Consider the following 14,533-nt stretch of genomic DNA (forward strand, 5'->3'; position numbering starts at 1 on the left):
AATAGTCTCCTTTCAAATTTGATGAATAGTTTTATTAAAATTTTCCCCAATTTACTTGATAAGTGCCGGCACCACGAGGTGAGCGACACTTATGACCAGAACTAATCCGCTTTTTTAAAGATTTCACCGTAAGCCATGTCACCTATTTTGACCTTTAACAATTCCGCAACAGGAAATCCTTCGTGAGATTCTTTTGAAAATGCATATTTATTTACATATACAGAATCAAAATCTTTTATATCCGTTTCCAAAACCTTTTTCACTTTATCACTATCAGTTGTACCGGCTTTTTCGATGGCCCATTTCAGCAAATACACTGCATCGTATGCTTGAGCAATCATGCCTGCACTAGTATCTCGTTTGTCTTTTTCGCCATATTCAGAAACGACCTTTTGGTACATCTTCCAATATTTTGGAGCTAACTCTTCTTTACCAGTGTCTAATGCCCAGCTACCAGCAGTAACAGTTTTCACTTTATCAGCACCAGGACCAGCCAGTTCAGTGAAATTCGGCATGTTTAAACCTGTATAGCCAATAATATCTAAATCATTAATGTAGTCAATCCGTTCAAGGGCCCTAACAATTTTTGCACCATCAGCACCCAAGGTCCAGAATAATGCCACGTCTGCTTTAGCATCCTTGATCTTCTGAGCAACAGGTGTCATGTCTGCATCATCTGCTTTATAGGTAACTTTGACTGCAGGGGTTACACCCTGACTTTTCATGGCTTCTTCCATAACGGACATACCATCCGTGCCAAGTGCTGAAGTATCAGCAACCAGTGCAATTTTTTTAGCTTTTTCTTCAACGGCAATTTTCACAATAGCCTTTGCCTGTATAGCATTTGACGGCAGCAGTCTAAATGCATAAGGATTATTTGGATTAATCAGTTGGGTGCTAGTTGCGATCGGAAGTATGGAAATAATTTTGTTTTGCTGAAGAAATGCCATTGAAGCAGCGGCAGGTGTAGAGTTGGTAGGACCAACCATAAAATCTACCTTTTCTTTGTCCACCAACTCCTCCACAAAAGTTTTCGACTTAGTTGGGTCGGCCCCATCATCACGTTTAACTACTTTCACTTTGGCACCCAAGATACCACCATTTGCATTAATCTCCTTAACCGCCAAATCGACCCCCTGAGATTGCGCCACCCCAAGTGTAGCACTAGAACCAGTCATGGCTCCTATATTACCAATTACAATCTCTTTCGGTTTACCACTGGCCTCTTTAGCCGTATCATCATTGGTACTGCTGCAACCAGTAAAAAGTAATGACAAACTCAGAACAATTGAACCCAAAGAAACAGCGCTTTTTCTTTTCATCTTTCTCCCCCATTAAACGTATTATTATCGCTTCATTTTTTTCGTTTTCGAGTATTTCGATAAGAAATGATAGGTTTTTAGAATGGAAATTTAAGAGTGCCAACAATAACATTAATGTTTTTCAATTAACCACTCTTCAGTGTATCTTTTATCCAATATCATTCAGAAATCTACTAGGTTTTAAAAGGTTCTTTAGCTAAATTAGGAAACAGCTTTCTAAAGTTATAAAGCATTTTTGATAACTGCATGTAATAAATTCCCATCGATCAAATACTTGTCTAATGCTTTGTTGATACTAAGTTCGGAATATGTAACCCCTTACATTAAACTTAACACCTCCTATTTCCATTCGAATAATATATAACAACTTTTAAAATTTATTTACTTATATTATTCGAACTAAGATTGGCATTGTTTACCGGGTTTGTAAAAATCCTTATGATATTTAACCATAAATTAGCATATTAAATTCGTATAGTCAATGAATTTTCTCAAAATTTACAAAATTCACAATTGAATAATTGATATAAATTAACTTATATCACACTATTCATGCGATATATAATATGTCAACTTTTTAAGGGATTGGCTTAATTTTTTAAAAGGAAGGGTACACGTAACTACCTAAAGTATCATTACACTTGTGTAAATATACTCTAAAGTTTTATAGCCCTCGTTAGCTCAACGTTTCTTATTTCTAATTCCAAATTAGCAAATTCCCTCAACTCAAATTCTATTAATATTGAATAAAATTCAAGAAATGAAGCTTAGATATTTTATAAGAATAATGTTTAATTTATATGAAATTTTTCTGAAAAAATATGCAGAAATAACAAAAAGGGCCTCAATTAAGGCCCTCAGAATACCACTATATAAAAACTTTAGATTACTACCTTTAAACTTTACCAGAGTTATTCTCCCTTAGGTTCAATTGATCACAAAGTATTGATTTAATTAATTCCGTCCGATTGCTTAGTAACCATATTAGTCTTTTGGCTCTAAACTTCTAAACATTTACTTTTATTTTTGAGCGACATTTGGTATAATCTTTTCTCCATTTTGATAAAACTCATAATGTAAATTAACCCCGTAAGTTTTGAAAATAGGGTCACAGTTAAAAATTAAATTCCGAGCAAAGTACATACCAGCTCCATCAGACTGGCCAGGGGATGCATTAGTCCACTCATAATTGCCTTCGGTATAAATTTGTAATACTTCTTTTCCGTTGATTTCGTTAATATCGTATTTAACTACATTAATCTTAACCACATCAAAATCCGAGGGACTGCCATGATACGTGACGTAGGTAGTAAATTGATCAATATTATTAGCAACCGCTTTTAGAAGAGCCGCCTTTACTTCTGGCGTAATAGTTTCTGCAGTACCAGAAGAAGAAGATTTCAATTCCGCAATTTCCATTTTCAGTGAATCAATTTGCTTCTGCTGTTCGGAAATGGTTGTGTTTGCACTGGCTAATTCGTCTTTAACGGAATTTACATCGTCTTTAAGCGGAAGAAGCTCTGTAACATCATTCACCAATTTAGAGACGGTCGTTTGTAATTCGGTTAATAGTGCCGGAATTCCATTGTTTGAGTTAGATTCTGCACTAACACTATAGCTACCGGCGATTAAAAGCAGGGCAACTGCTGGTCCTATAATTTTTACTTTCATATAAATTTCCCCCATTTCTTTCGTTTCCCACTATTCATATTAGGACAAGCACTAGTTTAAAAGTAGACAATTTTATATACAAATAAATGTTCCTGATATATATAAAGACCACTTATTCGTCTTTATAATATATCATCAAATTTAGATGTCGCTTTTACAAGCTGTTTCACATAACCATTAAGCAATTCCGAAGGCTTATCTTGATAAAATCCTTTCACTTCCTGTTGGGCTCTTGTTAGAAGGACATATAATAAGCGAGCATGCAGGTCATCTTTCGGGAACGACTCTTCATTGACATTCACTAAAATAACACCATCGAATTCCATTCCCTTACTATTATACGAAGCCAAAACCGACACAAAGCCAGGCTACACATCTTCTTCAGGATTAATATACACGACACCTTTTCCGATTTCAGTTGTTAAATAGTCCACTAACTTTTTAGCTTTTTTCTCGTCTTTATGAATTATGGCAATCCGTTTATATTTTTTCTTCCACTCCTTAATAGTTGCCTTAATCTTTAATAAAAGATCCTCGCCGTTATGAACATTCTCAAAACCAACCTCCGGGCCCGAACGATTAATCGGAGTTATCTGGTCATGCATTAGACCAAATTGATTAGTCAAGACAGTGTTGGCCACATCAATAATTTCTTTTGTTGAGCGGTAGCTATTATTCATGGACAAAAGCGTATCCTCTTCGTCCTTAAAAATTAATTCCTCTATGCGGTTCCAGTTGTTTTGACCATAATTAAGCAAGATACTTTGGTCTTTGTCCCCTAATATTGTCATTGTCTTCGTTAACTGTCTCAGAACCAAATAATGAATGTAACTGAAATCCTGCGCTTCATCAACAACTAAATGAACATATTTATCAGGCGCATCATAAATGGCAAGATAAATATACAATAATGGTGGCAAATCAAAATAAGTGATTTTTTCTAATGAGTGGTTTCTGAAAAGTTCAGGAATTTCAGTTCCAAGTTCATGGGAAAATGCCCTTAATACATCATGACTTAATACTAATTTATACATTGCCACAGGATCTGGAATCGACATTTTCTCTTTCCAATTCGCCATAGCGTGATGGAATGTCTCTTCAAGCTTAGCTTTTTTATAGGTATAAATATCCTTCATTTGCGAAGTTAAACTCACTTTATTTCGATCACTTAATCCTGCATCACGAAAATAGGTTCCAGTTATAAACTCATACTGATCCTTAATTTCGTCAATTTTTTTATCCAGCAAGTCTTTATACATATTCCATACATGCTCTATAAACTTTGTAACCTGCTTAGCAAATGGCAAATAGGCATATCCAGAATATATTTTTTGAAGATCCTCGGAAAATAAAGTAGTTTCAAAGAGTTGCAATGGTCTAAACCGCTCTTGGTACCTATTTTGATATTCCTGAATATAAATATCAATCATCAACGACAGTGCTTCCGACCCTTTGAATTCAATGCGTTTTCTTTCCCTATCCATTCCCTCTTGAAAAAGAACGTTTTCAAAATAATCGCTATAACTGGCAATCTTTTTGTTTTTCATATAAGGGTTTAAGAACTGAAGTGCCAATTCTTGGAAAGTTGATTGTTTTATCCCATCCAGATTCAAATCGGGTAATAACCCTTTGAAGGAACTAAGAAACATGTTCGACGGGCCAACAATAAGTACATTTTCCGGTTTTACCTTTTTATTGTTGAATAAAAGAAAAGATAAGCGGTGTAAAGCAATCGATTACTTTCCTGAGCCGGCTACACCTTGGATGATGATATTTTTATCAATTGGCTGCCTGATCGCAATATTTTGTTCCTGCTGAATCGTGGCAATAATTTCTTTTAAAAATCCCGTTGATTCGCTTTTTTCAAGAATCTCTCTTAAAAAATCATCGGTAACATTCAACTGTTCGCCCTTATCCGTAAACGTTTTGTTTAAATCACTATTGGCAGAGGCTACCTGCTGAATGATTTTTTTAAGTTTGCGATTCTCAATGGTAAAGTCTCTTTTCTTTAAAACCTCAACAATAAAGGATTCTTTTTTGTTGGTTCGTTCATCCTCAACAACATATTTTTGAATCGGTTTGCCAGGAGTAAAGTTATAATAAACGGAGGCCAGCGGCATTCTCCAGTCCACTACAACAAGTTCTTCATTTTTATTTTTTACTCCTTGTTTACCAATATAATAAGTTTCCTTACCAAATTCATCGGAATCAAGATCAATTCTTCCAAAGTACGGTTCTTCATTTGCTTTTGCAAGGAGATCGGCTTCCTGCCTCCCACTCCGATAAGCAATTTCATCGCCGATAGCATTGGTGTGTTCTTTGAATTGCTGCTTCTTATTCTCTATTAATTCCCAAACATAATAGGTTCGGTCTTCGATATTTTTTATTGTTTCAGTTAGATTTTGCTGTTCTAGTTGAAATTCCCTATCATTCACGGATTATCCCTCCAGGAATACTATGCAATAATACTATTCTACCATTTTTTCGAAATAATTTGGCAGATTAAATCATCCTATTGTAAATAAATTGTTAATTTACTATTATTTTAGGTTACCAAACTAATTATTTTTCCTGGAATTTGAGAGTATGGAGCATTTAAAGTGTGAACTAGAAAATATATTTACTATTACAATCACAAACGAATTACCTAATTTAGCTTAATTCGGTAATGTAGTCTAAGAATTCCGAAAAATATGATATTATTAAAAGGGAGAAATTTTAACAATGGGGGAATTATCGGTGAACAAGCAAGAATTTATGGCACATATGGAGCAGGCTTATGATACAAGCGCCATCAAACCGGAAAGTATATTTATGTTCAATATGTTGCAGTTTGAATTTGATTATGATGATAAGGCGAAAACATGTACCATTACGTGTCCGGTAACTGACATTATGTATAACCCGGCTGGGATCGTGCACGGCGGCATCTTTACCTTTCTCGCTGACACAGCGATGGGTCATTTAAACTTTCGGCTTAAGGACGTACCTTATGTATCGCTAGAATTGAAGACCTCTTTTTTTAAAGCAACGAAATCCGGAAAATTGATTGCAACGTCTCGTTATAAGAAGGATGGCTATAAAATTTCATTCATGGAAGCGGACGTCCGCAATGAAGAAGGCGAGTTATTGTGCACGACCTCGGGCACATTTTATCGATACGACAAGTAACCGAGGGTGACCAGGGGGATGGTTCTCTACTTTATTTTATTAATACTTCCTCTACATAACTACTTCAATCTACCATTTATTATTATCTTAGGCACCATCCAATAATTGGGTGGTGCCTATCACGACTAATTCCTTTTTGTTAAAAATAGAATGATTTTGCTTAACTTGATGGCCATAGTGTCATCAGGCATCTAATTGCATAGCTTTTTTTATAGAAAGTAACAATACTTGTTTAATGGTTACAGCTTTATGCCATGCCACTTTTTCAAATGCTCAGCATGGGTGGATAAGTAAGAATGCGGGTCAAATAGTTTGTCATAATACTCCAAATCTAGATGATGCGACTGTAAGTACATTAATGAATAGACAGAAGGCACGGTTGCCGGAAATTTCCCGAATGTATCATACATGTATTGAGCCTGCAGGGCAATAATTTCTTTAAAATCTTCATCATGAACTTGTGCGTTGCTGCGCACAATCGACGGATTCTTCCAAATTCCCTTCGTTTCAGGATGAAATGGACCGTCCTTCCCAAATTTGCGTTCCACTAACGCTTCAACTGCATCTCTCATGGTCGGATAATGTGGAGGTGTATACGAAGTAAATACTCCTTCAAGTCCTGTTGGGTTAGGTATTGCCCAACGTTCATCTGTATCATAGCGGAAACCAAGACCGGGAACATCCGGATTACCACTGGCTCCTAAAACGGTTAAGCGATCAATTCCATCAAACATCCAGCCACCGAGCCCAATTGCTTGCTGCAATAACATTCCTGAGTATGTTGCTGTGGCCAATTCTGCAGATAGTTCAGCAAGCGAATATTGATCAAGGAAGCTAAGGGGAACCGGATTATCGACATCCACAATATTTCTGTATTTCTCTAAACCTGGGATTTTCCGTTTATTAATATCGTCATAGATAACTAGTCCATTTTGAACGTAGAAGCATAAATTTAAAAGTGTATGCTGGGCTAAATCCCCAACTGGAAACACTAAGAAGGTACCTGGCTTATTGGCCACCCAGGAATTATGCCCCTCCATATAGGGCTCATAATTTGGAATATGCAGGCGATCGTCAGATAATTTCTCAATTCTTTTTTGATGTGATAGAAGTAGTTCTTTTGTAGAAAGTTTCCCATTTTCTGAGCGTCCCACTTCTGGTGCAAAATCACGGGTACGGAAAATGTAGGTACCAGTGTCATCCGTAAAAAATACTTCAGAAGTATGAAATCCCGCTGCAGATGGATGGGTTCTGCCCGACGCTGATCCAGAATAATTGGATAGATACGGTTTATAACGTTCATGTCTAGTAACTGAATGATGCCAACCCGTTACACCACTGACCCCCAATAATATTAGTAGTTTTTCTAAATTATTTAGCGGTACTGGTTCGTGTCTTGATTTATATGCAAGCGGTCCGTCAGGTATTTCTGCTCCAAGAAAAAATCGGCGGGAACGCCGTCCAAAAAGTGCTTCAAGAAGTGGGAATTCTGATAATTCTTTTAGCAAATCTTCATTTATGTCCGCCTCAGAAAGATTAAAACCATTTTGCTTTATTTTTGTCATCGTTACATATTCCTCCCTCATAATAAATTATTTTCTAATCATGATTTCTTCTTCTACCATCGTGTTGAAATGACACTTTTTCTTTTTTACCTTTGTCAGCACGGTTTCATTCTCTTTCCATCTGAAATAAATAATATAAAATGTGATTTTGTCTATTTCTCTATTATTCTGTCTATTTGAATTATAATTGAGATATACGTTGATTTAGAATTAACAATATTTAATATGGGGTATAAGTACCACTTATACCCTAGACTTTTCGCTGCTTTTATGTAACATCCCCCATCGGCAACCTGATTTTCTTAAATGATACGAAATTATTTCTCCTGCTTCCTTTATATCCTTACAAGGTTCTATATCCATATACTTCGTTACATTTATATCCGTGAAATGCCTAAAAACCTCTTCTACAAAATTTGAAATTTAATTCTCTCCGTTTCCAATGGAGGGAACTCAAAAATTTTTGTATACATCTCGAATGAATCACCTCATTGTAATAGCTTCTCATGTAAGGATTCTATTTATGGATCAAAAAATACCCCTTGAGAACCTTCCACAATCTCAATTTATATAGTTTTGGTCGAAACTTCTTAAAATCTGCTCCAAATTAGAAATAATACAGTAGATTTTGCCATTTTGAGGGGGTAATTCCGCTCCAAATTAGAAATGAGTGGATTCGCTGAAATTAGGAATTCCCGCTATGGTAGAGATACCCGGGAATACAGAGGCATAAGCGCGCTTTCCTGAAAGGACCTAGCGTTGGAAAGCTTTGAACAGTTAGTCGAACAATATCAGCCAATGATTCACAAGATCATCCACTCTCTTCATCTATACACAGACCTGGAGGAATTTTACCAACTTGGCCTCATTTCCTTATGGGAGGCCAGCCAACGATTCAATCCGGAAAAAGGGAATTTTACAAACTATGCTTATTCATATATTAGAGGCAAGCTGCTTATGGAACTCAATAAGATGGCAAAAGTCCAGGAAAGAAGTTTTTGTCCGGAGGAGGAATTCTGGGAGGTGGCATCTGACTGCCGGCAAGACCCCTCTTTCGAAAAAGAAAACTTGTTATCCTGTTTGGAAATACTAACTCCGAATCAAGGGAAATGGCTTCAGTACACTCTCATTAATGGCCTATCCGTCAGGGAAATTGCCGAACGGGAAAGTGTAACGGTATCGGCTGTAAAGCAATGGCGGGAAGGAGCGCGTAGGAGATTGATGGATAACACGGTTACTTTTAGAGAAAATTTTAATGAATAGTATAAAAATTGTTCATATGTAGTTTCTGTTAAAAAAGACTGATCATTTTCCAATTTAAAATCAGTCTTTTTTCATTCATTATAATATTAAATCACGAGGTACTCCTAGATGCATGAAGCCGGTTCTATGATCTAAAAGCTGCTTCAATCTATAAATCAACGAACCTTCCAATTGATAAAGGGATACAAATTGAAGCAAAAGAACCGTCCCTCTGCCTCATTCATCTGCTTACAAAAATAGTATATTGTTTACTTACAAAATGTTTTAATTGCTCTAATTTTTCTTTAGTGTCGATTATTTCAAATGGAATAAAAACCTCATGTTTTTTTAATTTAAAGCTTCTCATATTCTGGATTGCCTATGTCAACATGTAGAATCAAACAGTTATAGCGCTTTTCACCATATAAGGTCGCAAACTTAGAATATCTTCTTCCAAAACGTAGGGGTGTATATCCTAACGATAAACTTTTTGTCGGAAGCGTGTAATTCATTTCACCTAATCTACTTAAAAATTTATGTAGTTCACCAAATACCTGCAATTCGTTCATTTTCTTCTCTCCTACTTCACGCTCTGGTTCTATTACCTGTTTAATTAATGTAGATATTCTAAAAAAATTGAGTATACCTAAAGGGCTACTCAATTTACACATTTTATACAAGAAACATGTGTACAGATTGTTGTTACTTTTCTAATACCTAAGCAAGCATAATATCATCTTTAATAATCTTCACAAGTTTAATTAAATCTTGTGCCTCAACCCCCTCAACATAAAGGCTGTCGGGATCAAAATCAATTTCACCGGGCCAAGTAACTGTATTGAAATCAGGATGAACATGGACTTTCTTAAAAAAGTCAGGCTCTTTAAGCTTTTCCGCTGTGCCATCCATATGAGGGTTCATATTAACAAACTTTTTCTTTCCATTACTAAAGTCAATTAGTAACCAGCCATCTAATCCATCAATAGCTGTAACGTTTTTTACTAAAACCATGCAGAAATCCCTCCTAATATAGGGGCGGAACCTTGTTTGGCTGACGTTTAGGTTTAGCCTGACAGTCATTCCAAGCGTCCATAATTTGCCCTTGATACTTATCTAACCATTCCAAAATATCTTTTTCTTTACTTCTAGGTAAAGGTTCGTCCCCTTTTAAATATTCACCAGTTTTTATCTCAATTCTGGTTATATAATCATTATATGCAACATGAAAATGAGGGGGAAGATGGTCGTTATAAAATACTGCTATCTTCATACCACCAAACATGCTTATAGTAGGCAACCCAAATACACCACCTTTACATTATATACCAAATTCTATAAAACGTATTCGTAAATAACCTTGCTCGTTCGGTCTCTCGGCAACAATACCCTATAAATATTTTGCACTCTATTCGCCAATATCTTCTACTCTACGAATATGTTATTAGTTTCATATTTTTAATCCCCCATTAGTTAAAATCTATGAAAATAAATCCATTTTATAGCAGCAACGAAGAGTGCAGTACATTTCCCCTAGAAAAATAGGTTGGTCCTTCTTGGTCACTTTTCCTGCCCAATTAAAAATGAATAAGTTTCAAAGAGTAAATCTTTGGTGAGATTCGTTAAATGTTCCTCTCTTCTTCCTTATAAAATCAGTTTCTTTGGAGTCCAAATATCAGTAAACCCATTTTCTGCCGAAAAATGATATAGCTCTTTAAGTTTATTACTAGAATAAACCTTCATATCCTCTCTTGTTCTAAGTTCGGGTATAGCAATTAAGGTTTCATTTCTATCCATTACCGTTTCTAAAAATAATTTGCTAGCCAATTTATCACTTTTAGATAAATTACAAGCACTACAAGCAATAACTAAATTCCAAAGCTGATCTGCCAGGACAAAGCTCCATGGAATAAAGTGATCCACATGTGCATTTTCCTTTCTAATGGCTTTTCCGCAATAAAAACACTTCCCATTATAGAAAGAGGAAAGAACCTGGTAAAACTGATCGAGAGATGACCTTTTAGAAACATTTTCAACCTTCAAAAGGAGATTGGTAGTGTCACCTTTTTCATTGAATTTTTCCAAAAATAAGGCAAGGTGGTAATTCGTTAAATAATTTAAGACCCGCTGGAACCTTTGCATAAACGAGTAAAATGTGCTATTCATTCTAAGTATTTCTTTTTGATTATCAAAATCATAAATGGTGCTGTGGGTATCTCCATATATTGCACCCATAACATTCATCTTGCATTTTTTCTTAACTTTATTGATAATTTCCACCTGCATTTCAGCAGAAAGTCTATCAAAAACAAGTGTTGCTGGGATTTGATATCTGGTCTGGACACCTAGCAGGATGTTCTGAACTTCTGCTTTTTTATCCGTCATATTGATCTGATTTAGATTATGGTGAATAACAAGATTCCAATAGATTTTGGCAAAACTCGAAAACAATGTTGAGTAATTCAATTCCAGTTTGCTATTTACATTATATAAGTTTTCTAACAACGATTTGATTAACACAAATTTATATGTGGTGGAATTCTTGGATTTCGATGAAAATATGTAATTAAAATGGCCCCAAATTTCTTTATCCGTTAAATAAGCGGCTTTCATTTCGCCCACTTGTAATTTATGACTCATATATTGTCACCTGCATCGATCTTTTACTTTAACTTTATTCATCTTCAACATCAATTAAAAAAATCCTATCTTTAAAGCCACCACGCTGCTCTAGCTTTCCTTTCCGAATTTCTTCAATTTGTTCAATGGAAATTCTATGATAATCAGCAAGGGAATAAAAAATCTCCAACAAATCAGCTAACTCTTCCAATGTCTCAGTGTTTGTTGTGCTAGATACATACTCATCGAGTTCCTCGTAGCATTTCTCTTGAAGTGCCTTTATATATTCATCATCATTTAATACTTGAAAAGAACATTTCTTGCCCGTGCTTTTGATAACTTCTGGTATTTTGTCGCGGACCAGTTTATTATACAGTGGCATTTTTTCACCCCATTAAAATCCCTTTATTTCTCCAATTTCATTTACTTAATATAGGATTATTTTACCATAATAAAAAGTTTAATAAATTTAAATTTAAAAAATCAGTAGTCTTAGTAATGCATGAGAACCTTGCCCAAGGAAAAAATTAAATATTTCTAACCCTGTCCTTTTCACCTCAAAAGCACTAAATAAAAGGTGAAAGGAGGTGAACAACAATGGCACAAGCATTGTTAGAAGGTTCAAAGCTTCGGTTAGCGTTTCAGGTTGATCTTGATGAGCAAGGAAACCCAATCGTAAAAACCAAAACGTTTAGCAACATCAAAAAGGAATCAACTGCCGATCAGTTATTCCAGGTTGCACAAGCTATTTCTGCTCTATGCAACTACCCGCTAAACAAAACAGAGCGCAGCGACAGCACTGAATTAACTGCGTAACAACGGGAAGTAATTAGTCATGCAATGGGATGGTTCTTCTAATCTAAATCAACTAAGCTTCAAATCTAATATGCGGGTATTGAGTTGAAATTCGAGGAAATTGAACCGCCCCCATGCTCAAAGAAAGGAGGTGAAAGGAATGGCAAAAACATTGGAATTAATGTTTGGAACGGAATTTGGTAAAACCGCACGTATTGCGTTGGAAAACCCAAAGGAGCCGATTGATGAGGCTGCTGTTAAACAGTCAATGGAACAGATTATTGCAGCGGATGTATTTACATCTGCCAGCGGACGATATGTTTCATCAAAAGGCGCGAGAGTCATCGACCGCAATGTGGTTGAGTATGAAATTGTCTAAGCTTAAAGCATTAATAATGTTTAAGAGAGAGGCCGGGATCATAACGAACGGCCTCTTTTTAAAATTATAAATCAGAAAGGAGAAGAATGGTTGTGGATCAAATCATTTCACTCATCAACGAGGTAGGATTTCCCATTGTAGTGACACTTTATCTGCTTTATCGTATTGAGTCGAAGCTAGATTTAGTGGTCCAGTCGATACAGAGTTTACCTGAACGGATGAAGGTGTGAAGGTTTTATGCGACATGATGAATATAGCAAATTACCATGTTTTCAGGATTGTTGCCTTATTCATTAAACATAATAGGTCAGACCCACTAGCCTTGCATGATAGTAATTAAATTGAATTAATTCAAAATTTTTACATTAACTTTTCAATCTCAGTAGAAAAAAGGAGAATAGGGCATTAAAACGACCTTGTTCCCTTTTTTTTCCTATTTAGTAATCTCCTAATTTCCGTTCATCTTTTCTCTTCTGTTTCTTAACTACTTCTTTCACCAAAGCGACGTTACCAAACGATGGTTTTTCCTTATCTATTGGTATAGGAATCTTTTGTCTTCCCTTTGACTTTTTCCGAAGTCTATTTAATTCTTTTAACATTTTTGTCCCTGGTAAATATAAATACGTCCGTAGGACACGAAAGAATTCCCAGGGTGTTTTTGTCGACTTGGTTTGAAGCTTAATGATAAGCGAAATACCCAAAGCGATTAGTGCTAAGAACATCTGATTCCAGATACCTTGTGGCTTTGTACTCCAGATTTTTGTTAATTTTAAGTGTCCCTTAATCCACTTGAAAAATAACTCGATGAGCCAACGATTCTTGTAAATCTCTAAGATTTAGTTGATCTGTTAAATCAAAGCGGGTTGTCAAAATTCGGTAGATTCTATCTTTTTCATCCACAAATTCAATGTACCGTACTGGTTCATAAGAAATCCCAAAGTTTACTTTCGCATCTCGTTTTATCATTGGATGAGTTGGCTTATATTCCTCTAAAGAATAAAGAACCAAGTTCTTGGTAATACGAGTTACAAATGAAATGCCCTTAGCTAACCAATCCATTAAATTCTTTTTGGAAGGGTACCCTCTGTCCATCACATATGTGGCCTCGTCTTCCTCAATGATGAAACATGAGCTTTCAAAGTCACTCACTGTTCCTGTAGATGGAACAATTTTATCAGGATAAGCGACATCTTGAGAGACCACTACGAGTCGAGTATGCATTTTAACTGCATTATGCCCTTTTGATATAAAAGCCCAATCACATAGGTTTTCTGGTAAACGGATTTCCGTTGAATCTACGATATTTAACCGACCGATTTCCTTTGATATTCCTTCAAATCCTTGTGTAAGAGAACGAACTTTTGCCACAACTTTTTCAAACATCTTTTGAACCATTTCTGTTGGTAAATCATTGATTCGGCGGCATAATTGGGAACCGCTGATGCCTTCAATATCAAGTTCTTTTCGCAATTCAGGATGTGCCCTTAATTTTTCCTCCATGTGACTGTATGAACTCCATTGGTCTAGTTGTGCAGCCACAAAAATTTTTAATAAAGCTTTAGTAGTTAGTTTCTTCCCATAATCAATCAGTGGACATTCCAAGTCCTCTGTCGGTAGAATGGATAAGCATTGACAAATTAGCTTTTCATTGCCTATACTTTTATTATTCAAAGTGAAAACTCCTTTTGTAGAAGACTTGTTTGTTTAGGGAACATAACAAGGTCAACAACTTCTACAATAGGAGTTTTTTTATGTTTAGTAAATACTTTTTA

At 35.7% G+C, this 14,533-nt stretch carries 18 protein-coding genes; 5 read left to right on the plus strand and 13 right to left on the minus strand.

The window, feature by feature from the left end; all coding sequences use genetic code 11:
- Positions 1-101: 101 nt before the first annotated feature.
- The 5 genes from ACNQGS_RS08080 to ACNQGS_RS08100 all read right to left on the minus strand — a co-directional run bounded on the left by ACNQGS_RS08080 (position 102) and on the right by ACNQGS_RS08100 (position 5,428).
- Positions 102-1,322, minus strand: a complete 1,221-nt coding sequence (locus ACNQGS_RS08080; RefSeq protein ID WP_491486886.1) for an ABC transporter substrate-binding protein — start codon at positions 1,320-1,322, stop codon at positions 102-104.
- A gap of 1,020 nt (positions 1,323-2,342) precedes the next feature.
- Positions 2,343-2,993: a hypothetical protein gene (locus ACNQGS_RS08085; protein WP_491486887.1), complete on the minus strand. Its 651-nt coding sequence runs from the start codon at positions 2,991-2,993 to the stop codon at positions 2,343-2,345.
- 122 nt (positions 2,994-3,115) lie between these two features.
- Positions 3,116-3,343: an ATP-binding domain-containing protein gene (locus tag ACNQGS_RS08090; protein ID WP_491486888.1), complete on the minus strand. Its 228-nt coding sequence runs from the start codon at positions 3,341-3,343 to the stop codon at positions 3,116-3,118.
- An 18-nt stretch (positions 3,344-3,361) separates the two neighbouring features.
- A complete protein-coding gene (locus tag ACNQGS_RS08095) occupies positions 3,362-4,726 on the minus strand; it encodes a 3'-5' exonuclease (protein ID WP_491486994.1) in 1,365 nt (454 codons plus the stop codon).
- Between the two features lie 3 nt (positions 4,727-4,729).
- Positions 4,730-5,428 carry a hypothetical protein gene (locus ACNQGS_RS08100; RefSeq protein ID WP_491486889.1) on the minus strand — a complete coding sequence of 233 codons (699 nt, stop codon included), beginning with the start codon at positions 5,426-5,428 and terminating at the stop codon, positions 4,730-4,732.
- Positions 5,429-5,732: 304 nt separating this feature from the next.
- On the opposite strand from ACNQGS_RS08100, the gene ACNQGS_RS08105 reads away from it, so the two are divergent.
- Positions 5,733-6,164 (plus strand): PaaI family thioesterase, encoded by a 432-nt coding sequence (locus tag ACNQGS_RS08105; protein ID WP_491486890.1) that lies wholly within the window; start codon positions 5,733-5,735, stop codon positions 6,162-6,164.
- Positions 6,165-6,403: 239 nt separating this feature from the next.
- Here the strand turns inward: ACNQGS_RS08105 and ACNQGS_RS08110 are convergent, their stop codons facing one another.
- Positions 6,404-7,729, minus strand: coding sequence for a glycoside hydrolase family 18 protein (locus ACNQGS_RS08110; protein ID WP_491486891.1), 1,326 nt, complete (start codon positions 7,727-7,729; stop codon positions 6,404-6,406).
- A 759-nt stretch (positions 7,730-8,488) separates the two neighbouring features.
- On the opposite strand from ACNQGS_RS08110, the gene ACNQGS_RS08115 reads away from it, so the two are divergent.
- The gene (locus ACNQGS_RS08115) at positions 8,489-8,992 is read left to right on the plus strand and encodes a sigma-70 family RNA polymerase sigma factor (protein ID WP_464565551.1); all 504 of its coding nucleotides are present in this window, start codon (positions 8,489-8,491) and stop codon (positions 8,990-8,992) included.
- 332 nt (positions 8,993-9,324) lie between these two features.
- Here ACNQGS_RS08115 and ACNQGS_RS08120 read toward each other — a convergent pair whose 3' ends face one another.
- The 5 genes from ACNQGS_RS08120 to ACNQGS_RS08140 form a co-directional block, all read right to left on the minus strand.
- A complete protein-coding gene (locus ACNQGS_RS08120; protein WP_464565553.1) occupies positions 9,325-9,540 on the minus strand; it encodes a hypothetical protein in 216 nt (71 codons plus the stop codon).
- Between the two features lie 148 nt (positions 9,541-9,688).
- On the minus strand, positions 9,689-9,982 hold the full coding sequence (locus ACNQGS_RS08125; RefSeq protein WP_464565554.1) for a DUF2442 domain-containing protein: 294 nt from the start codon (positions 9,980-9,982) through the stop codon (positions 9,689-9,691).
- Positions 9,983-9,995: 13 nt separating this feature from the next.
- Positions 9,996-10,253, minus strand: coding sequence for a DUF4160 domain-containing protein (locus ACNQGS_RS08130; RefSeq protein WP_464565556.1), 258 nt, complete (start codon positions 10,251-10,253; stop codon positions 9,996-9,998).
- Between the two features lie 359 nt (positions 10,254-10,612).
- Entirely contained in the window at positions 10,613-11,353 is a 741-nt protein-coding gene (locus ACNQGS_RS08135; protein WP_464565558.1) for an HNH endonuclease, read from the minus strand.
- 289 nt (positions 11,354-11,642) lie between these two features.
- Positions 11,643-11,969, minus strand: coding sequence for a nucleoside triphosphate pyrophosphohydrolase (locus ACNQGS_RS08140; RefSeq protein ID WP_491486892.1), 327 nt, complete (start codon positions 11,967-11,969; stop codon positions 11,643-11,645).
- Positions 11,970-12,184: 215 nt separating this feature from the next.
- Between ACNQGS_RS08140 and ACNQGS_RS08145 the strand changes: the two genes are divergently transcribed.
- The 3 genes from ACNQGS_RS08145 to ACNQGS_RS08155 all read left to right on the plus strand — a co-directional run bounded on the left by ACNQGS_RS08145 (position 12,185) and on the right by ACNQGS_RS08155 (position 12,991).
- On the plus strand, positions 12,185-12,403 hold the full coding sequence (locus ACNQGS_RS08145; RefSeq protein WP_464565562.1) for a DUF1659 domain-containing protein: 219 nt from the start codon (positions 12,185-12,187) through the stop codon (positions 12,401-12,403).
- A 139-nt stretch (positions 12,404-12,542) separates the two neighbouring features.
- Positions 12,543-12,761, plus strand: a complete 219-nt coding sequence (locus ACNQGS_RS08150; protein WP_491486893.1) for a DUF2922 domain-containing protein — start codon at positions 12,543-12,545, stop codon at positions 12,759-12,761.
- Between the two features lie 92 nt (positions 12,762-12,853).
- Positions 12,854-12,991, plus strand: a complete 138-nt coding sequence (locus ACNQGS_RS08155; RefSeq protein ID WP_491486894.1) for a YvrJ family protein — start codon at positions 12,854-12,856, stop codon at positions 12,989-12,991.
- Between the two features lie 207 nt (positions 12,992-13,198).
- Here the strand turns inward: ACNQGS_RS08155 and ACNQGS_RS08160 are convergent, their stop codons facing one another.
- Both ACNQGS_RS08160 and ACNQGS_RS08165 read right to left on the minus strand, forming a co-directional pair.
- Positions 13,199-13,483, minus strand: a complete 285-nt coding sequence (locus ACNQGS_RS08160) for a hypothetical protein (protein WP_491486895.1) — start codon at positions 13,481-13,483, stop codon at positions 13,199-13,201.
- Between the two features lie 58 nt (positions 13,484-13,541).
- Complete coding sequence (locus tag ACNQGS_RS08165) at positions 13,542-14,432, minus strand: transposase (protein WP_491486896.1); 891 nt, start codon at positions 14,430-14,432, stop codon at positions 13,542-13,544.
- Positions 14,433-14,533 lie beyond the last annotated feature (101 nt).

This window comes from Neobacillus sp. PVCKKU3 (assembly GCF_058323225.1).